This window comes from Clostridium sp. Marseille-P3244 (genome assembly GCF_900120155.1).
Classification (GTDB): domain Bacteria; phylum Bacillota; class Clostridia; order Lachnospirales; family Lachnospiraceae; genus Mediterraneibacter.
Genome location: NZ_LT635548.1, coordinates 342,942 through 362,475, shown reverse-complemented (window position 1 = coordinate 362,475; position 19,534 = coordinate 342,942). Strand labels below are relative to the sequence as shown.

General features: G+C 47.9%; 20 protein-coding genes and 1 pseudogene. 10 read left to right on the top strand and 11 right to left on the bottom strand.

Going from position 1 to position 19,534, the window contains the following annotated elements; genetic code table 11:
* Nucleotides 1-216: 216 nt before the first annotated feature.
* From deoC to BQ7367_RS01690, 9 genes are all read right to left on the bottom strand, one after another.
* The gene (deoC, locus tag BQ7367_RS01730; protein WP_200786680.1) at nucleotides 217-912 is read right to left on the bottom strand and encodes a deoxyribose-phosphate aldolase; all 696 of its coding nucleotides are present in this window, start codon (nucleotides 910-912) and stop codon (nucleotides 217-219) included.
* The gene (locus tag BQ7367_RS01725) at nucleotides 902-1,600 is read right to left on the bottom strand and encodes an HAD family hydrolase (RefSeq protein ID WP_083588844.1); all 699 of its coding nucleotides are present in this window, start codon (nucleotides 1,598-1,600) and stop codon (nucleotides 902-904) included. The genes deoC and BQ7367_RS01725 overlap by 11 nt, the downstream gene beginning before the upstream one ends.
* Nucleotides 1,575-4,322, bottom strand: a complete 2,748-nt coding sequence (locus BQ7367_RS01720) for a sigma 54-interacting transcriptional regulator (RefSeq protein ID WP_143142934.1) — start codon at nucleotides 4,320-4,322, stop codon at nucleotides 1,575-1,577. Before BQ7367_RS01720 ends, BQ7367_RS01725 begins: the two co-directional genes overlap by 26 nt.
* Nucleotides 4,323-4,384: 62 nt before the next feature.
* Nucleotides 4,385-5,035 carry a ribulose-phosphate 3-epimerase gene (locus BQ7367_RS01715; RefSeq protein ID WP_072523873.1) on the bottom strand — a complete coding sequence of 217 codons (651 nt, stop codon included), beginning with the start codon at nucleotides 5,033-5,035 and terminating at the stop codon, nucleotides 4,385-4,387.
* 104 nt (nucleotides 5,036-5,139) lie between these two features.
* The gene (locus tag BQ7367_RS01710; RefSeq protein ID WP_072523872.1) at nucleotides 5,140-6,228 is read right to left on the bottom strand and encodes an SIS domain-containing protein; all 1,089 of its coding nucleotides are present in this window, start codon (nucleotides 6,226-6,228) and stop codon (nucleotides 5,140-5,142) included.
* A 45-nt stretch (nucleotides 6,229-6,273) separates the two neighbouring features.
* Nucleotides 6,274-7,095 carry a PTS system mannose/fructose/sorbose family transporter subunit IID gene (locus BQ7367_RS01705; protein WP_072523871.1) on the bottom strand — a complete coding sequence of 274 codons (822 nt, stop codon included), beginning with the start codon at nucleotides 7,093-7,095 and terminating at the stop codon, nucleotides 6,274-6,276.
* The gene (locus tag BQ7367_RS01700) at nucleotides 7,082-7,840 is read right to left on the bottom strand and encodes a PTS mannose/fructose/sorbose/N-acetylgalactosamine transporter subunit IIC (RefSeq protein WP_072523870.1); all 759 of its coding nucleotides are present in this window, start codon (nucleotides 7,838-7,840) and stop codon (nucleotides 7,082-7,084) included. Before BQ7367_RS01700 ends, BQ7367_RS01705 begins: the two co-directional genes overlap by 14 nt.
* 20 nt (nucleotides 7,841-7,860) lie before the next feature.
* Nucleotides 7,861-8,331 carry a PTS sugar transporter subunit IIB gene (locus BQ7367_RS01695; protein ID WP_072523869.1) on the bottom strand — a complete coding sequence of 157 codons (471 nt, stop codon included), beginning with the start codon at nucleotides 8,329-8,331 and terminating at the stop codon, nucleotides 7,861-7,863.
* A 34-nt stretch (nucleotides 8,332-8,365) separates the two neighbouring features.
* Nucleotides 8,366-8,791, bottom strand: coding sequence for a PTS sugar transporter subunit IIA (locus BQ7367_RS01690; RefSeq protein WP_072523868.1), 426 nt, complete (start codon nucleotides 8,789-8,791; stop codon nucleotides 8,366-8,368).
* Nucleotides 8,792-9,157: 366 nt separating this feature from the next.
* Here BQ7367_RS01690 and BQ7367_RS01685 point away from each other — a divergent pair, with 366 nt between their 5' ends.
* The 4 genes from BQ7367_RS01685 (at nucleotide 9,158) to BQ7367_RS01670 (ending at nucleotide 12,685) form a co-directional block, all read left to right on the top strand.
* Nucleotides 9,158-9,673 (top strand): CarD family transcriptional regulator, encoded by a 516-nt coding sequence (locus BQ7367_RS01685; RefSeq protein ID WP_072523867.1) that lies wholly within the window; start codon nucleotides 9,158-9,160, stop codon nucleotides 9,671-9,673.
* A 43-nt stretch (nucleotides 9,674-9,716) separates the two neighbouring features.
* On the top strand, nucleotides 9,717-10,445 hold the full coding sequence (locus BQ7367_RS01680) for a DUF6652 family protein (protein ID WP_072523866.1): 729 nt from the start codon (nucleotides 9,717-9,719) through the stop codon (nucleotides 10,443-10,445).
* A 145-nt stretch (nucleotides 10,446-10,590) separates the two neighbouring features.
* Nucleotides 10,591-12,009 carry a hemolysin family protein gene (locus tag BQ7367_RS01675; protein WP_083588843.1) on the top strand — a complete coding sequence of 473 codons (1,419 nt, stop codon included), beginning with the start codon at nucleotides 10,591-10,593 and terminating at the stop codon, nucleotides 12,007-12,009.
* Nucleotides 11,972-12,685, top strand: coding sequence for an IMP cyclohydrolase (locus BQ7367_RS01670; RefSeq protein ID WP_072523865.1), 714 nt, complete (start codon nucleotides 11,972-11,974; stop codon nucleotides 12,683-12,685). Before BQ7367_RS01675 ends, BQ7367_RS01670 begins: the two co-directional genes overlap by 38 nt.
* Before the next feature lie 181 nt (nucleotides 12,686-12,866).
* Here the strand turns inward: BQ7367_RS01670 and BQ7367_RS01665 are convergent, their stop codons facing one another.
* Together BQ7367_RS01665 and BQ7367_RS14690 are read right to left on the bottom strand one after the other, a co-directional pair.
* Nucleotides 12,867-13,799 carry a transposase gene (locus BQ7367_RS01665; protein ID WP_235837519.1) on the bottom strand — a complete coding sequence of 311 codons (933 nt, stop codon included), beginning with the start codon at nucleotides 13,797-13,799 and terminating at the stop codon, nucleotides 12,867-12,869.
* A gap of 57 nt (nucleotides 13,800-13,856) precedes the next feature.
* A pseudogene (locus BQ7367_RS14690) lies at nucleotides 13,857-13,964 on the bottom strand (transposase); the annotation flags it as partial.
* A 346-nt stretch (nucleotides 13,965-14,310) separates the two neighbouring features.
* Here BQ7367_RS14690 and BQ7367_RS01660 point away from each other — a divergent pair.
* The 6 genes from BQ7367_RS01660 (at nucleotide 14,311) to tsaD (ending at nucleotide 19,530) form a co-directional block, all read left to right on the top strand.
* Nucleotides 14,311-15,489, top strand: a complete 1,179-nt coding sequence (locus BQ7367_RS01660) for a phosphoribosylaminoimidazolecarboxamide formyltransferase (RefSeq protein ID WP_072523863.1) — start codon at nucleotides 14,311-14,313, stop codon at nucleotides 15,487-15,489.
* A gap of 28 nt (nucleotides 15,490-15,517) precedes the next feature.
* The gene (gene tsaE / locus BQ7367_RS01655; RefSeq protein ID WP_072523862.1) at nucleotides 15,518-15,961 is read left to right on the top strand and encodes a tRNA (adenosine(37)-N6)-threonylcarbamoyltransferase complex ATPase subunit type 1 TsaE; all 444 of its coding nucleotides are present in this window, start codon (nucleotides 15,518-15,520) and stop codon (nucleotides 15,959-15,961) included.
* On the top strand, nucleotides 15,958-17,145 hold the full coding sequence (gene tsaB / locus BQ7367_RS01650) for a tRNA (adenosine(37)-N6)-threonylcarbamoyltransferase complex dimerization subunit type 1 TsaB (protein ID WP_072523861.1): 1,188 nt from the start codon (nucleotides 15,958-15,960) through the stop codon (nucleotides 17,143-17,145). The genes tsaE and tsaB overlap by 4 nt, the downstream gene beginning before the upstream one ends.
* Before the next feature lie 94 nt (nucleotides 17,146-17,239).
* Nucleotides 17,240-17,473, top strand: coding sequence for a hypothetical protein (locus BQ7367_RS01645; RefSeq protein ID WP_072523860.1), 234 nt, complete (start codon nucleotides 17,240-17,242; stop codon nucleotides 17,471-17,473).
* Between the two features lie 14 nt (nucleotides 17,474-17,487).
* A complete protein-coding gene (locus tag BQ7367_RS01640) occupies nucleotides 17,488-18,396 on the top strand; it encodes a ribonuclease Z (protein WP_072523859.1) in 909 nt (302 codons plus the stop codon).
* Nucleotides 18,397-18,501: 105 nt separating this feature from the next.
* Nucleotides 18,502-19,530 carry a tRNA (adenosine(37)-N6)-threonylcarbamoyltransferase complex transferase subunit TsaD gene (tsaD, locus tag BQ7367_RS01635; RefSeq protein ID WP_072523918.1) on the top strand — a complete coding sequence of 343 codons (1,029 nt, stop codon included), beginning with the start codon at nucleotides 18,502-18,504 and terminating at the stop codon, nucleotides 19,528-19,530.
* The last annotated feature ends 4 nt before the right edge of the window (nucleotides 19,531-19,534 follow it).

Genomic DNA, 19,534 nt, shown 5'->3' with positions numbered 1-19,534 from the left:
AAGGGTGACAAAAGAGAAGAGACAGTCCACTGGAGAATTCAGGACTTAAAAAAGTCCGAATTCCCTGGGATTGTCTCTTCCCTGCATGTCAGGGGCTAAAAATCGGTATTAACCGACAGCCCCTTTTTGACTTTTCTTAAAACTATATTTTTAGAATAAACCGATTATCTGAGATTTACAGAAGGGCATTCCTCATATTCAAGAATTCGATAAGCGTTAACAGACTGACGGTGATCCGGCAGTCTGTTTATCGTATTCATTCAGGATCTCCAGACTGCTGCTCGTACCGATCCTGGATGCTCCTGCGTCGATCATCTGGAGACAGGCATCCAGACTGCGGATCCCGCCTGCGGCTTTGATGGCTGTAGTATCTTTTACGATACTTTTCATCAGGGCGACATCTGCGGGCTTTGCTCCGGAAAGGCCAAAGCCGGTACTGGTTTTGACATAATCCGGCCGGATCCCGGAAGATATTTCGCAAAGAGCGGCGATTTCTGCGGAGGTAAGGTAGCAGTTTTCAAAAATAACTTTGGATACTGTGCCGGATTCGCGGCACAGACCGACGAGCGACTGCATTTCATTTTCTATATACCGGAAATTTTTTTCTTTGACCTTTCCGATGTTGATGACATAGTCGATCTCATCGGCTCCGTCAGCGATTGCCTGCCTGGCCTCATACAGTTTTTCCTGTATTGTGGTCTGGCCCAGAGGAAAACTGACAGCGGCGCCCACATGGACAGAGCTTTCCCGGAGGCAGGCCTTGCAGAACATGACTGGAGCCGGATTCACGGCAACCATGGCAAAACCATAGGCGGCTGCTTCCGCGCACAGCCGGCGGAGATCCTCCTCGGTGGCATAAGGCTTTAGATTTGTGTGATCGATCATACGGGATAATTCTTTTTTACTCAGCATAGGTCTTCTCCTCCTTCAGGATTTCTATGATTTCCGTCAGACTGTCAATTTTATAGTCGGCCTGCGAGATATCCTGCCGGATCAAAGGGTCTCTCAACGCCGCTACCTGGATTCTGGCCGCTTTTGCAGCGGCTATGCCAGAATGGGAATCTTCGATGACGAGTGCTTCTGCCTCGTGTATTTTCAGCCGGCGGCAGGCGGCATGATAGATTTCGGGATCAGGTTTGTTATGTCGAAAATCAGTTCCACTTATGATCTCTGCAAAATAATCCTCGATTCCACAGGCCCATGCCATGCGCAGGATCCGTCTTTTCGGAGCAGCGGAAGCGACGGCCGCCTGTATATTATTTTCTTTCAGGTATCTCAATACTTGGAGAGATTCTTCTCTGAAAATAGCTTTATAATTGGTTGGATGTTCCTGGAAATATTCCGTGAGTTCCCGTTCGATCACAGACGGACTGGAGCCCATGAGCTCGGCAAGATAGTGCCAGGCAAAACTGTCGTCATGGCCGACGATCTTCAAAAGGTTTTCAACAGACGCCTGGAAGCCATGCTGCGCAAGAAAATCCATGTGATCGTGTAGGTATTTCCTTTCACTGTCCACCAGTACACCGTCCATATCAAATATAACAGCGCTGATCATTGTCTTCTTGGTTCCTCCTTTATTCGTTGCTTTCAATATAATCATAGATGTAGGCCATCTCGGACACGGGGATCTCTATTTTATAGTGAGAGATGATTTCTGAGAAACTGATCTGGAACATTCTGATAAAATCGCCGTGTTCTTCCCGGAACCTTTCCAGATCTTCATGTGTCCGGTATTCATCTTTTGTGACAAGCCGCTCGATCAGGCAGCAAAGATGCACATAAACTCCGACAATGATCCGGTTTGTCAGAGTGATCTCCATGCTGCGCCGGAGGCTGTCCACGGCGTCTTTGACATATTGCAGGAGAACATATGGATTCAGGATCGTAATGTTCTGGATGACGTTCTCGAGAGAGAAATTCGCAAGTAGGTTCCTGCTGAAAATGTCTACTTCCTGGGCTGTCAGATGATTCAGGAGAAGCTGGTTTATCTGATCGATGTCCCGGAACGCGATCACGTCTTCAAGTGAGACAAAAGGAACTGTGCTGAGAGGGATCTTTGTCGTTCCAATTACGAATAGCACACTGTATCTGCGGAAAATTTCCGCGGCGTCTTTTTTGTCGGAGAGGTCTGTGTAGGCATAAGGAACAATCTCTATATTATTTTCAGATGAGGGAAGGCTTTTCCGGAACAGAGCGGCCACTTTTTCAGCAGTAGAGTATCCGAGCTCCGAGATCACAAGGATCGCGTTTTTCTTCCTGCCTCCGGGGATGATCTTATACCGGTAGTTGTTGTCATTGCAGATCGAATCAAAGATCTCCTCCATCCGGAGCCCCCTGCTCATCTCCATCCCGGCATTGAAAGCGACCAGGGTAGAGATATTATTGATCACTCCGATATTTACATTTGTCGTCCTGCTGATGATATCCCCGATTTCTTCCAGAGATCCCATGTCGACAAGAATAATGATATCTTTTCTGCCATCCCGCTTTTTCAAATGTTCATTTACGATCACCACAGTCTCCTCCAGCGAGCTGTTCAACGGCATGTCGATCCCGTCAAAGATGTGTTTTCCTATCAGAGTGTTGGCGGCATCAGCTATGGAACTTGCGGTCGAATACCCGTGGGAGATGATAATGCCGATATATTTTCTGTCTATAAAATCACGGTTGTACTGGCTGATCGTCAGGGCCGAGTAGATCACATTGATCCGGCAGGGCATGCCGCCCATGAGGTTCCGGATATTGTCATCGAGTTCTGAAGCGATCGTGTAGATCTCTTTCAGATTGTCCCGGAATAATTCCTGAAGTTCTTCGAGGATTTTTTGGTTTTCTTCTTCCCATGTACTGAGGAGAAAACTAAATTCAGAAGAATGATACAGGATGCGGCTGAGGATATATTCATAGTTTTTGGGAATCAGAATGTTGTATTTGGCAACCGTTTCCCCGGTGAGTCTTCCGATGATCCCTTCGATCATTTTGATCCGGCTGTTTGTGATTTTTTCTGTAAATACGAAATAATCATTGTAACTGGTAACGTCTCTGGTTATTGCATCGATAAAGGCGTTATAATCGATCCTGCGGTTCCTGTATTCGATAAAGTTTTCTTTTGTGCGTTCGAGGATGCTGATCAAGGCCGGCGCTCTGTCCGCTTTTTTGAATGTGCTGATCCCGATCATTGTCTGTTTTATGTCAAGTTCGGACATATTCTGCATAGCAGACAAGATCTCGTCCGGCAGATGCCGCGTTTTGATGTTGAGGCCGGAACTGTCGGGAGCTGTTCCGCAGTCAATAAAGGCATTGGCACAGCAGTTTTTGACGGCCTTGCTGATGCCGTCGATATTTTCTGCAAAGACGTGATCTAGAAGAGCGTCAAGCACAGAACGGCTGATGAAGACATCTTTTTTGATCTTTTTCTGTTCTCTCCGGAAGAAGTTTATGATAAACTCTTCTTTTTCCTCCCGGTACCGTTCGGCCAGAGAAGGGAATTCAGCTATGATCGGTATATGTGTATAAAGATCGTTAATCAGCGCCGCTTCCGGATCCCTGCTGGTGGAAAAGACCAGCCGCGCGGTGGATTTTTTTGACATGGAATAATGGCCGGAAGGAGAATAGCATCCGGTCCGGATGAGCCTGGACAGGCCGAGCTGGGTTGCCTGGCTCAGGTTTTCCACATCTGAGATATAAAGGATCCCGGCTTCGGCTTTATGGACCAGTCCGGGAATATATCTTGGCTGTCCTGTCTTATCCGGAGCAATCCTGCCGAAGAGAAGCTCCTCATCGTTTTCGCTGTCCTGAGCCGATAGGCGGAATATGAGATAGGGAGCATTTTCTTCGAGTATTTTATGATTGACGGCATATTCATACATAAGTTTTGAGAAAAATTCTTTTCCTGTGCCGGTTTCTCCCAGCAACAGGATGGGAAGCCCTCCCAGAGGATAGTGTATTGCGGACCGGCACTGCATAACACAGTGGCTGAGGGATGAGCGGTATCCCACTGCTTTTTCAAAATCAATTTTTTTGTTTTCGCCGGAAGAGATAGCTTTGAGAAAATCTTCCCGGAAATCAAAGACGAGATCTTCCAGCCGGATACAAAAATTTTCCTGGATCTGAGTTTTGTCCAGGAAACACACAGGCCGGGAGTTTATTTTTATAAAAAATCCGTCCTTTACGAATTCATTCAGATAGTGCGAGGCAAGAGAACGGGATATGCTGAGGTCGTGGCTGACTTTTTCAGCAGTACATCTGAATGACTTGTTTTCGCAGAAATTCTTTGTTTCTTTCACAACATAATCATATACTTCGTCTTTTGTTTTTAAACTCATGTTATATATCCTCGTCTCTGTATGATTGGAAAATGCCTGTGTAAAGTTACAGGATCTGTCATTCACAGAGCCCGCAGTTCCCGGAATATTTCCTGATAACTCCGGTCTTTTCCGAACAACGCGGAGGTACCAAGGACAAATCCGTCGGCGCCCAGGCTGATATTATGGGAGATCGTCCGGGGGGAACAGGCTCCGTCTATGATCACTTTATAGTTATTATCACACTTTTTGGCACAGAATATCCGGATCGTATCGTCTGTAAATGGAAGATATATCTGCCCGGAGAATCCGGGATTTACCGCCATGATGAGTACATAATCGCAGAGCGGAAGATATCCCCGGACCATATCATAGGTCATCCCCGGCCTGACTGCGAGGCCGGCTTTTATATTATAGTCCCTGATCTGCTGCAGCGTGCGGCATACATGGATATCAGAATCCGGATGGATACAGATGGCCGTACACCCGAGTTTTGCAAAGAGATGGATATAGTTGCAGGGATCCATGATCATCAGATGGATGTCAGCTCCCACCGCCGAGTGAGAGCAGATATATTCTGCGTCCTGGAGCCCCATGCCAAAGTTTGGGACATATTTTCCATCCATTATATCCAGATGAAGAGAATCAGCTCCTGCCTCGGCAAGAGCGCGGATCTCCTCCTGGAGATTGCTGAAATCAGCGCACATCATGGATGGGGAAAAGAATTTTTTCATAGATCTTCCGCCTTTCTTTTTCTGGCATCCCCGTCTGCGACTGCATACTCTACATGGCTGGCGGACGCCCGGAAGGAAAACTTGCCGGGCAGCCACTGAAAATATTAATCTCTGGCAGGCCAGCCAATATGCAGCATCTCGAAGTCCGATGTATTGATCCCCAGATGGTCTGCGATTTTAGAAGCAAGGATCTGGAAAGGAACTATATATGCGATAGCCATGAGTTCATCACAGTATGTTCGAGAAAATTTCAGGTCTTTGTCCGTACAAGGGATATCTTCGGCAGTAACAGTGAAAACATGCGGGGTAACTTTCTCCCGGTAGAAGGAATTTAACCGTGCCATTCTTTGTAATTCAGAACTCTTTGAACCGATCGTAAAGAGATAGTTGCTGCTGTCATATGCGAATACGTGCCCGTGTACAAACTCTTCAGCCTCGTAGCCTACAGAGGGCAGATGAGTACATTCATACAGCTTCAGCTGTGCTTCGATGGCTGTTCCGTAATTAAGCCCATAGCCGGTGATGCCGATTTTTTCTGCCAGATATAGTTCGCTTTTGTTTCTGTCGAACCATAATGCCGACTCATTGATATAATCATCAAATGTATCAGTAAAAGATTTTATTTCGGCAAATGCGGCGGAAAGGGCTGCTGGAGGGATCTTACCGGCTTTATCTGCCATACAGAGGGCAAGCAGATAAGCTGTCAGCAGTGTGACGGTATATCCCCGTGTTTCCGGTGGCACATGTTCCTTCCCACAGGTCAGGTACAGAACATGATAGTCTTCCGAAGCCATTTTAGACAGCCGGTTTTCCGTAATGCCAAGGACTGTATGGCCAAGGCTCCTGGCTTTTTTCAAAGCGTTCAGGGTGGAGGTGCTGTTGCCTGACTGAGAAATGCCGATCACAAGTATCTCGCTGCGCTCCAGCGCCTGTCCGGGATTTGTTTCTTCGTGCCAGGTGAACAGATTGGGCATGATATACTGGCATTCGGCATCCAGGAATTTCTGCAGATAATATTTGATGACTACAGCCGCGTGGTAGGAGGAGCCGGAACCGGTTACATAGATCTTTCTAAAACCGGTGTCGGGCAGCTGTGTTGCAAGCGGAAGGACATGTTCGTCCTTTCGGGCGAAACAGTCCCGGAGCGCCTGCCCCTGATCTTTGATATTTCCTATAAGAGTATATTTTTCCATTGTTATCTTTCCTCTTCGTTTCTGTTTGCATCATGCATGGGAATATCAGAATATGCCGATGAGTGTTCCGAGTATGCCTATGATAACTGTGATGATCAAAAGCAGGATCACATTTACGTTTTTCTTCAACAGGAAATAATACAGCCAGGTAACTCCAAGGGCGAGGATGCCGGGCATGATGCCGTCGAGGATACTCTGCAGCGTAGTGGCTGCGTCTCCGCTTCCGATCTGGATGGCCAGAGAGGTAGAGACGAGCTCTTTGCTCATACAGCCGATGACCATCATTCCCACAATACTTGCTGCCAGCATGATCTTTGCCATGAGTCCGGAACTGTTAATACTCTGGAGAAATTTTGTCCCCATATTATAACCGATCTTTACACCCTGGAACCGGAATATAAAGGCTGGGATATTATAGATCAGAAGATAAAGCAGCGGGCCGAGCCAGTTGCCCTGCATCATCAGCGACGTGCCGATGCCGATACCAATGATCCGTAGAGTACCCAGGAAGATAGAATCTCCCACACCGGCCAGCGGCCCCATCAGGGCGACTTTTACAGCATTGATCGAACTTTCATCAAAATCGGGGTTTTTTGCATTCTCTTCTTCCATTGCCGAGGCAACCCCTGCGATGAAGGTCACCATCTGGGGGTTGGTATTGAAAAATTCCATATGCCGCTCCAGCGCATGAGCCATTTTGACGGGATCATTTTTATAGAGCCTGCGGAGCACAGGATACATCATCCGGGTAAAGGGCACGTGCATCTGCCGTTCATAATTCCAGGAAAAATCACAGCCCAGACTGTAGTATACGATCTTGTTCAGATCCTTTTTTGTGAGCAGTTTGTCAGTACTAGAATTCGTCATCTGTGGTCACCTCCGTTTGCTTCGTTTTCAGATTTAAGATATCAAATTTGATCATTACGTATAAAAGAGACAGGATCGCGACCCCAAGCGTAGGAACGCCAAGGTAGGATGCAAAGATAAAACCGATAAAATAGTAAAGGATATTGTCCCGCGAGATGATCATCTTGATGAGCATGGCAAGTCCGAGCGCCGGCAGAAGTCCTGTGGCGGCGGACATTCCGTCGATGATGAACTGCGGGATGCTGTTTACTACAGCCCCTACCACTTCGGCGCCGTACAGGTAAGCGACAAATACAACGAGGAAACGGCAGAGACATTTGGATAGGCCGGTGACCCAGTAAGTGATATTGATTCCTTGTTCCTGGCCTTTGGCCGCAGACCGGTCGCCGATTTTGGAAATAAATGGATATAAACATTGCAGCCCGTTGTTGATCACCAGCACCAGAAGAGCGATAGGAAGAGCCATTGCGATAGCCGCCTCTGTCTCAATACCGCTTTTGATCGCGAAAGCCGTGGCAAGGACGGATCCGGTGATCACATCCGGCGGGATATAACCGCCGATAGATACAGAACCTATAAAGAAAAGTTCAAGGGTGGCTCCAATGATCAGTCCCTGGTTCAGATCACCGAGGATGAGACCGACGAGGGGGCCAAGGCAGATCGGCCTGCCAAAATACAATGTACCGACCGCAAAATCGAAAGTGCCGATAAAGGCGACCAGACCAATTAATAATGCTTCAATCATAACGTAGCTCCTTTCTACTGTCAAATTACTTTTTGTGCAGGGACTTTGGCGTCGCTGGAGACCTGCCGGAGTTCCACCTCGATCCCTCTGCCGAGCAGATCCCTGATCATCTGGATTTCTTCGTCTGTACAGTAAACAGCATGCATCAGGCGAGTAGTCCCATCTCTCTTTGTCACTCCGCCGATATTAAGACTTCGGATCCTGTCACAGCTGTCGATGATCTTTTTCGCATCTGCTATGTTCTGTACGATGATGAACAGCCTGTATTTATCAGTAACACCGCTGTTGATAGACTGGATGGAATCATCAACACTTTTGATCACGAGTTTGATTCCGGAAGGCCTGCTGAGCTGGATGGCTGTTTTCCTGATAGGATCATTTATCACCGAATCATTGGCGATCAGGATACAGTCGGCTCCGACGGCTTTTGACCATGTAAATGCGGTCTGTCCGTGGAGCAGACGATGATCTACACGCATCAGCTGAATCATATTCTCACCTCCTCTTTTTGATAGATTTCAGAGTTTAAAAATCTGCGTTTGGCATATCAGGTTCGGGCAGGTCATTATGGTATTCGATCCCCTGACGTGCTTCTTCTATGATTCTTAAACTTTGTTCTTCTGTAAATGCTCCGTCGCCCTCTTCCATGACTAACTGAAGGATAAGCCCCATATTCATGCCCGAGATAAGTTCCACGTTCGGAAAGACCAGCAGGCGGAGCAGACAGGTATTGATGCTCCCGCCTTTTATATCGGTTACCAGTATGTAATTGATATCAGGATTCTCAGTGATTTCAGTCTTGTATTTTTCATATAAAATATTGACATCTTCCCCTTGAAGCAGATGTTCCGAAACGAGCATTTTGTTTACACAGGTACCATATATCATGCGTACGGAATTTAGCATACCGTCAGCCAGTCCGCCATGACTGGCCAGTACAATCTTTCTCATGGATAACTCCTTTCGTCAGTATGAAATGTTGATCATTGTCTTCAGTATATAGAAAAAGCCGGATAATTGGGGAACGTCTGATTTTTTGAACACTGGAACAAAAATTTTAAACAGTAACGGATTGGTTTTATTGAAATAAAATGTACACTGACAAAAATTTTATATAGATTAACGGACAGATATTTCTTATTCGATAACTATAAAATAATAACAAAAATCAATATTTCTGAATGAATATACTTACGAAAATATTAAAATTATGTTAATATATATCATAGTGAGACCAGCAAAAGGCCGTTACAGCGTTGTACCGGTCTTTCTTTGGTTATACTCTTAGGAGAGAATCTGTATAGAAGGAGGAATAAGATGCTCAGCAGAGGCGACGCGGTTGTTTACAAGTGCAGAGGACTGTATACAGTAGAAGATATCGGAACCCTTGATTTCCTGTCTCAAAACAGAGACAAGCAATACTATACACTGCAGTCAGTAGAAAATGCAGGGGATAAGGCGTATATTCCAGCAGACGATGAGACAAACATCCGGAAGCCTGTCAGCAAGAAAGAGGCGATGGATCTGATCGGGCGTATACCGCAGATTGAAACTCTGCAGATAAAGAATGAAAAGCTCCGGGAGCAGGAGTACAAAGAATGTATTTCAGATTACTGTCCGGAGAACTGGCTGAGAGTACTGAAGACAACTTATAAAAGGACAAAGAGCAGAGGAAGTATTACCAGCGTGGACCGGAAGTATCAGACCCTTCTGGAGCATGCCCTGTACAGCGAGCTTTCTTTTGCGCTCGGTGTACAGGCCGTTCAGATGCCCCAGTTTATAGAAGCCCATATACATGATGCAGAAAACGATAAGGAAGGTATGATATACTGAGACAGATCTGAAAACAAATGGCGATACAGAGGAGATTCCGGAAATGAACGATGGAAAGAGAAGAAAAAATCTGCTTGCGGTCTGTTATGTGATCGTGCTTACGCTGTGTGTGCCTCTGGCATGTTTTTATATCTGGCTTCTGTCGGTCTTTCCGATCCCGTATGAACAGATTGCGGAGCAGGCAGATACTTTCGGCGAGGGAGTTCTTACGATACTTCTGTTTTTCCTTCCGGTGGCAGTATACTGGATGACAGTGCTGGTTCTTGGCATATTGAATATTATACGCTCGTTTCAGATCTGCAGGGCGAAAGATGCAGCCGGCTGCGTCAACGGGATGCTGATCCATAAGTACGGACTGGTAATTTTCTTTGGCATCAATTTCTGCGTGCTGGCACTGTGCTATTTTGTCATGACATTCGGCGTCCTTGTAGGAACAAGGGGGCTGGCTATATTTGCGGCGCCAGTACTTCTTCCATGGCTGATTGCCATGATGGGATTTTCTGTGTTTGCCGCGTGGCTGGCGTTGCTTCCCGGTGCTTTTTACGGCATACAGGTGATCCGGCTTAGCCGGAAAGAAAAAAAGATCAGTACAGGGGCAGCTATGTGGCACGGATTACTACAGTTTGTTTTTCTTGCGGATGTCCTGGACGCGATGTATCTGGCGGTAAGAAAGTGGCACAGAGGGCGGAAAAGCTCTGTTGTGATCGGGATATTATATATCCTGCTGGCAGCCGGGACGGTCTGGCTGGTCATAAAGATGCGGACTTTATAACCGGCTTTCTGTCGGCGCGTTCTTAAAAATATTTTATACCTGTGGCGTCTGTATGGAATGCCTGCCATCTGTGGTCATGACTTGCGAAAACATTATGCACATGATATACTTCTCCTGATAATATTATAAGGAGGAGTTATTTTTTATGGACGGTGACCCTGCGGGGAATCAGATTGTATTTGACTTGTTGCTGCTATTGTTTTTCACATTGATGAATGCGTATTTCGCCGGAGCGGAAATGGCGGTTGTTTCAGTGAACAGGAACCGTATCCGGAGCCTGGCGGAAGCAGGAAATAAGAAAGCAAAAGTTGTAGAAGGCCTGTTTGAGGATTCTACAAAATTTCTTTCGACGATCCAGGTAGCGATCACGTTTGCCGGATTTTATTCTTCGGCATCGGCGGCGGCCGGAATTTCTCCGGTGCTGGCGGAGTGGATGAGCGGTCTGGGGATTCCTTACAGTACGCAGATCGCGCACAATGGGGTGACGCTGATCCTGATGTTCTTCAACCTGGTGTTCGGAGAACTGGTGCCAAAGCGGATCGCTCTCCAGAAAGCAGAAGCATTCTGTATGTTGACTGTGATGCCCGTACATTACATTTCCATTATTCTTTCACCCTTTATCAAACTGCTTTCCGTATCGACGAAATTTGTGCTGCGGCTTCTCAGGATGAAGACGGAAGATCAGGAGGAGGCCGTGACAGAAGAAGAGATCAAGGCTCTTCTTAAAGCAGGAAATGAAAGCGGGACGTTTGATGATGATGAGAGAGAGATGATCGATTCCGTCTTTAAGTTCGATGACCGGACGGCAAGAGAGATCATGGTGCCAAGGAGAGATGTGTTCACGATCGATATAGAGGAGCCTTTTGAGAAGCTGATCGATGAGATCCTGGAGACGAGGCACAGCAGGATCCCGGTGTACGAGGAGAATATCGATAATATCATCGGAGTACTGCATGTCAAGGATGTGATGATCGAGCTGCGGAAGTCCCCGCTGGAAAATCTTGATATACGAGGGATGCTCCACAAACCTTTCTTTGTGCCGGAGACAAAGGACGCGGACGAGCTGTTCCGCACCATGCAGGAGACCCGCCACCACATGGCGATCCTGGTAGATGAGTACGGAGGATTCGCAGGGATCGTGACGGTGGAAGATCTGGTGGAAGAGATCATGGGCGACATCAATGAAGAATACGAAGAAGTCGTGCCGGAGATCCAGAAGGTCGGTGAGGATGAATACTTGCTTGACGGCGGGGTCCTGATCGACGATCTGAATGAGGAATTGGAGCTGAAGCTGGAAACAGAGAACTATGATACACTTTCCGGATATCTGATCGAGAAGCTGGGACATATCCCGGAGAAGGACGACAGGGATAAGATCCGGGAAGACCGCCTGATTTTTACGGTCGAGGAGGTCCGGGATAATAGGATCACCCGTGCCAGGCTCAAGGTGCTGCCGTTCGAGGAAACCGGTCAGGAGGAAGAGGGACACGGCAGAAGACAAGAAAGAAGGAAGGAGTTGCAGAAGAATGAAGATGCTGTCGATCGAGGAGGAACTGAAAAATAATTCTTATCCGGGAAGGGGGATCATTATCGGCAAGACCCCGGACGGGAAGCAGGCGGTGACCGCTTATTTTATCATGGGCAGGAGCGAGAACAGCCGGAACCGTATTTTTGTGGAGGATGGAGAGGGGATCCGGACTCAGGCATTTGACCCCTCCAAACTGACAGATCCCAGTCTGATTATTTATGCGCCGGTTCGTGTGCTGGGCAACAAGACGATCGTGACAAACGGCGATCAGACGGATACGATCTATGATGGCATGGACAGACAGCTTACGTTTGAACAGTCTCTGAGAACGAGAGAATTTGAGCCGGATGGCCCCAATTACACACCGCGTATTTCCGGGATCATGCACATAGAAAACGGGATGTACAACTATGCCATGTCCATTTTAAAGAGCAGTAACGGCAGTCCGGACGGATGCTGCAGATACACGTTCGCCTACGAAAATCCTGCGGCGGGAGAGGGACATTTTATCCATACCTATCTGTGCGATGGCAATCCGCTGCCCAGTTTTGAGGGCGAGCCGAAGCTGATCCGGATGTCGGATGATATGGACGAATTTACAGATCTTCTCTGGAACAGTCTGAATGAGGAGAATAAGGTCTCACTGTTCGTTCGTTATATCGACCTCGAGTCAGGGAAATACAGGACTAGGATCGTAAACAAGAATCAGTGAGGAACAGAGGGAAAATTACAGATAGAAGAAGGATTAAATTGAGAGATGAGCAAAACGTATTGACTTAAATTTGGGGGTTGGCTGTCAGTACAAGAAAAAGGAAAGAAAAATATTTTTATGCATAGTAAAGCTGACGTAAGTCCAAAACCTACGCAAATCATACAAGATGAAGTTAAAAAACTCATGCAATGCGCTTCACCGTTTTTATCTTGCGGTATGACTGGCCGGAACGGGTAGTGATGACAGCTACCGCAACAGCCAATAAACTGATATGGGCAAATGTATTTAGGTTGGCAACGGAAGTTTGATTCCTCACCCACATCCGTTCCTGTCCCGTGCTTTTGAACCGGGAATTATAACGCTCGCATTCTGTACGGAGAGAATAGTTCCTTTTAAAATAGCTGCTCTCTCTGTCGATGGAAAGCCGCAGATCATCAGGAAGAGTCATGTACTTTGTACAGCCGCGATGCTTTTTTCCATTATAAAAGTTTTTGTGATGGCAAGGGCAGTCCGCGTGCTTAGAAGATTTTAAAGGACAGCAGAATTTCTGCCGTGTACGGCCGTTGTCTGAGAATGTTCCGTCTTTCCACATGGCAAGTCCGGCTTCGCAGATTGGATTTCCTTGCGGAAGGAGTTTTGGGTTTTTCGTATTGCGCTTGTTCAGAGGGATGATACATTCGCCCTGATAAAGAGAATGCACTTGATGATAGATATTTTTTACATCATAGCCTTTGTCTGCAAGAAAAGTACACTCTGTCACGGGAAGAAAAGAATGGGTACTGGCAAGGATATCCAGAGCAACAGAGGAATCATGGATATCAGCGGTTGTTGTGAGCTCGTAAAGGGGAAGCCCGGAAATACAGTCTACAAGCACATGGTTTTTGTAGCCCCAGTAGAACGCATAATTCTTTTCATTCAGCTTGTTTGAGGCGGTATGGACGCCAAGCTTGCAGTCCCGGTCAGCTTTGGGCTGCTTGTCAGGCTTGAACTTATCCGGGAGAAATGACTTCTGGTTGTTTTGGGAAGTATTAGCGGCGACCGGAGTAGAATCCAGCCCGATAAAAGAAGTGTCTACAATCCCCTGGCTGGCAAGAAGGAGTACCTGTGATTCCATGATATTAGAAAGAACCGAATGATCAAAGTTTTTCAGGAAGCGGTCAAATGTCCAGTAAGAAGGGAGCGGTGCCGTAATATCAAAGCCACAGTAGTGGGCAATAAGAAGGTTGTTATTAAGGTAGTCGACCAGATCGGTAATCATAGAAAACCCTTCGCATTTCATCACGATGAAAGCACAGATCATGGAATGAGAGGAAAAGCCCCTGCGACCAGTATGCGGATACTCCGGGACAAAGGACAGATCGAGACTAAGGAAAAGGGAGTCATAAAATCTGGCGGCAGGCTGGGAAGTAAAAAGGCGGATATCTTGGATGATTTCTTGACGATAGATAGCAATCAGCTCCTTTCAGGTAGATTGATGTTGACAACTTAATTATACCATCCGGAGCTGATTGTTTCTATAAATCCATAGTGATAAAGAGGTTTGCCATGCCTCGCAAACCCGCATAAATACTGAAGATGTGGAGTTTTGCTCATGGCTATTAAATTAATAAAGGAGTGGATGAAATATGAAAGAATTAGAACTGAAATACGGGTGCAACCCGAATCAGAAGCCGTCCAGGATCTATATGAATGATGGCAGCGAGCTTCCTATAGAAGTGCTCTGCGGCCGCCCCGGCTATATCAATTTTCTGGACGCATTCAACGGCTGGCAGCTTGTGTCAGAGCTGAAAAAGGCGACGGGGCTTCCGGCAGCCACTTCTTTCAAACATGTTTCTCCTGCGGGGGCAGCGGTAGGGCGGCCGTTGACAGAGACTCTGGCAAAGATCTACTGGGTAGATGACTTGGGAGAACTCTCCCCGCTTGCCTGCGCTTATGCCAGGGCTAGGGGAGCCGACAGGATGTCTTCGTTCGGAGATTTTATCGCGTTGTCTGATGTCTGTGATGTGGATACGGCGAGGCTGATCAAAAGAGAAGTGTCTGACGGCGTGATTGCGCCGGGATATGAATCGGAGGCTCTGGAACTTCTGAAACAGAAGAAAAAAGGAAATTACAATGTAATCAAGATTGATCCGGATTATGTGCCTGCGGCTCTGGAACACAAAGAAGTGTTCGGGATCACTTTTGAGCAGGGGCGGAATGAACTGAATATCGATCCGGATTTCTTTTCAAATATTGTAACGAAAAACAGGGAACTGCCTGACGCGGCGAAGCTGGATCTTGCAGTATCTATGATCACACTGAAATATACTCAGTCGAATTCTGTCTGCTATGTGAAAGACGGGCAGGCGATCGGTATCGGCGCCGGACAGCAGTCCAGGATCCACTGTACCCGTCTTGCCGGACAGAAGGCGGACAACTGGTGGCTGCGCCAGTGTCCGAAGGTGATGAGCCTTCCGTTCAGAGACAATATAAAGCGCGCGGACCGAGATAACGCGATCGACCTGTATATCGGGGAAGAGTACATGGATGTGCTTGCTGACGGATGCTGGGAGCCGATTTTTACAGAGAAGCCGGAAGTGTTTACCCGGGAGGAAAAACGGGCCTGGCTGGACAAAATGACGGACGTGGCTCTGGGGTCGGACGCATTCTTCCCCTTTGGGGACAATATCGAGCGGGCGCGTAAGAGCGGCGTGAAATATATTGCACAGCCGGGAGGATCCGTGCGTGACGACAATGTGATCGCCACATGTGATAAATACGGTATGGTTATGGCGTTTACAGGGATCCGACTGTTCCATCATTGATCAGATGGGAAGAAAAAAGGAGAGCTGTATGATATTGGAGACAAGAAGCCCTGAAGAAACTTTCAGCGTGGGAAGAAAATTTGGAGAAAATGCGGTTCCCGGGCAGGTATTTACCCTGACCGGGGATCTTGGCGTGGGAAAGACCGTTTTTACCCAGGGGCTGGCGAAAGGCCTGGGGATCCAGGAGGCGGTCAGCAGTCCTACATTTACGATTGTGCAGGTATACGAAGAAGGGCGGCTTCCCTTCTATCATTTTGATGTATACCGGATCGGAGATGTCGAGGAAATGGAAGAAATCGGGTTCGAGGAATATGTTATGGGAGACGGTGTCTCTCTGATCGAATGGGCGGATCTGATCCGGGAGATCCTTCCGGAGACGCGGACGGAGATTCTCATAGAGAAGGATCTGGAGCAGGGATTTGATTACCGGAAGATCACGATCCGGGAAACAGGAAAGCAGGACAGAGTATGAGAGTTTTGGCGATAGACAGCTCAGGGCTGACGGCCACTGTCGCGGTTGTTGAGGATGACCGGACGATCGCGGAATATACAACAAATTTTAAAAAGACGCATTCGCAGACGCTGCTACCCATGATCGACGAGATGATGAGGATGATCGAGATGGATGTGTCGGATGTAGATGCCATTGCGGTGGCGGGAGGACCGGGGTCCTTTACCGGACTCAGGATAGGATCTGCCACGGCAAAAGGGCTGGGGCTGGCGCTGGATAAGCCTCTCATCCATGCACCTACACTGGATGCCATGGCATACAGCCTGTATGGGTGTGAGGATATCATCTGCCCGGTCATGGACGCCAGGAGAAAGCAGGTTTATACGGGCCTTTATTCATTTGCCCGGAAAAAGCCGGAGGATGACAGCCTGTATGATGAGCCGGTTTTTCAGGTACTCAGGATGCAGATGGTAGTTCCGGTGGAGGAGCTGATCCGTCATCTGAATGTCTACCGCCGGCGTGTGGTATTTCTGGGTGACGCTGTGCCGGTGTACACAGAGACGCTGGCAGAGGGGATGAAGGTTCCTTATTCCTTTGCTCCGTCTTTTATGAACCGGCAGAGAGCGGCCGTAGTGGGTGCTCTGGGGATTTATTATTATCAAACGGGCCGGTTTGAGACGGCGGCTGAATTTAAGCCGGAGTATCTGCGCAGATCCCAGGCGGAAAGAGAACGGGCGGAGCGGGAAAAGAACGCGGTCCCGCAGGTGCGCAGGATGACCATGGAAGACAGTGCGGCAGTGGCCGAGATGGAACATCAGCTTTTCACGGATGCGTGGAGTGAGAAGTCAGTGGTCGGTACACTGGAACAGCCGGACAGTATCTGCCTTATGGCAGAAAAGGCAGGGCGCACGGCAGGATATCTTCTTTCCTATAAAGTGGCAGATGAGGTGGAGATCGCACGGATCGCGGTTATAAAAGAATTGCAGAGACAGGGGGTAGCCCGTGCCCTGCTGGCGGAGCTGGATGCAATCTGCCAGGCAGGGGGGATCCGCAGGATCCTTCTGGATGTACGTTCCGGAAACCGTGCCGCCAGAGCTCTGTATGAAAGCGCCGGATTTAAAGAGGACGGCATCAGGCAGCACTTTTACGAAGATCCGGCAGAAGATGCCATCCTAATGAGCAGGAATCTGGAAATTATCCTATAGCAGCGGCAGCAGTTTCCACTATAAATCGACCTGCTGATCCGATATACTTTAGGCGTGACAAGAATGAAAAACTGTTTTTACAGGAGGAGATTGTATGCGCCAGTATCAATTGAAAGAAACAAAAGAGATAAATAAGATCATCTGCAATCAATGCGGAAAAGAGATTACGGTCACAGACGGATGTCCGAGAGAGGGTGTATTCAGCGTGGATTATACGTGGGGATATTTCTCTGACAAGGACGGAGAAAAACACAGCTTTGACTTGTGCGAGTCCTGTTATGACAGACTGCTGGCCTCTTTTCAGTTGCCTGCGGATATAGATGAATAAGACAGAGGATTTATATGTTAGATGTTTGTTTGCTTGGGTGCGGCGGCATGATGCCGCTCCCTTACCGGTATCTTACAGCGCTGATGACAAGGTTTAATGGAAGCAGCCTGCTTATTGACTGTGGTGAGGGTACTCAGATCGCAGTAAAGGAAAAAGGGTGGAGTTTCAAACCGATCGATGTGATCTGTTTTACCCATTACCATGGGGATCATATCAGCGGCCTTCCCGGGCTGCTCCTTACAATGGGAAATGCGGACAGGACACAGCCCCTGACACTGATCGGACCGAAAGGACTTGAGCGTGTGGTAGGGGCTCTCCGGGTGATCGCGCCGGAACTCCCGTTTCCGATCATTTATCAGGAAATCCAGGGGCCGGAACAGGTATTTGAGATGAACGGTTACCGGATCAAAGCGTTCCGAGTGAATCATAACGTGCTCTGTTACGGGTATACCCTGGAGATTGATCGGGCAGGAAAATTTGACGCGGAGAAGGCAAAAGGGCAGGAAATTCCGCTGAAATACTGGAGCTGTCTGCAGAAGGGCGAGACGATCGACAACGAAGACGGATTTTTCACCCCGGATATGGTTCTGGGGCCGCCGAGAAAAGGAATTAAACTGACCTATACGACGGACACCCGCCCTACAGCCTCCATCCGGCAGAATGCAGAAGGGTCCGATCTGTTTATCTGTGAGGGAATGTACGGAGAAAAGGATAAAGCAGCAAAGGCTTCTGAATATAAGCATATGACATTTTATGAGGCGGCAGAGCTGGCCCGTGAAGCCTGTGTAAAAGAGATGTGGCTGACACATTACAGCCCTTCTCTGACCAGGCCGGAACCTTATATGGAAGATGTACGGAAAATATTTCCGGCCGCGAAGGCGGGAAAAGATGGTATGTCAGCAGAGCTGGTATTTGAAGACTGACACAGAATCTGTGTATGCCCGGAATATCGGATGATATCAGAGGCAGAAAATTGAGAAAAGCAGGATTGGTTATAATTTGATCAGTTATGAATGGAAAGGCAGAATATGAAGGAGATTAGAGATCTGAATATCCTTGCGATCGAGAGCTCCTGTGATGAGACGGCGGCAGCGGTGGTCCACAATGGCAGGGAGGTCCTGTCCAATATTATCTCGTCACAGATTGATCTGCATAAACTTTATGGCGGTGTGGTACCGGAAATCGCTTCAAGGAAACATATTGAGAAAATCAATCAGGTTATAGAAGAAGCGTTAAAAGAGGCGGATATAACACTGGACGATATTGATGTGGTAGGAGTGACCTATGGGCCGGGGCTTGTAGGAGCTCTTCTGGTAGGTGTCGCCGAGGCGAAAGCGATTGCCTATGCCAGGCATCTTCCGCTGGTAGGGGTACATCACATTGAGGGGCATATCTCGGCAAATTATATTGAGCATCCGGATCTTGAGCCGCCTTTTCTGTGTCTGGTAGCTTCCGGAGGACATACGCATCTTGTATGTGTGCGGGAATATGGGAAATATGAAATCCTCGGCCGGACAAGGGATGACGCGGCAGGGGAGGCTTATGATAAAGTGGCGCGCGCTATCGGCCTGGGATATCCGGGCGGTCCAAAGATCGACCGGATCGCAAAAGAGGGGAATCCTGACGCGGTAAAGTTCCCCAAAGCGCATATAGAGGGCGCGGAGTATGATTTCAGTTTCAGCGGCCTGAAATCGGCGGTACTTAATCACATCAACGGATGCAGGATGAAAGGGGAAAGTTTTGATCCGGCGGATATCGCGGCATCGTTTCAGAAGGCCGTTGTGGAGGTGCTTGTAGAAAATTCCATGAAAGCTGTTGAGGATTACGGCATATATAAATTTGCTATTGCCGGAGGTGTAGCATCCAATACGGCACTGCGTGGGGCGATGGAGCAGGTATGTGAGGAGAAAGGCGTAAAATTTTATCATCCCTCCCCTGTTTACTGTACAGACAATGCGGCAATGATCGGAGCGGCGGCGTTCTATGAATATCTTGCAGGAACCCGGCATGGATGGGATCTTAATGCCGTGCCTAATCTGAAACTGGGGGACAGGTGAAAAT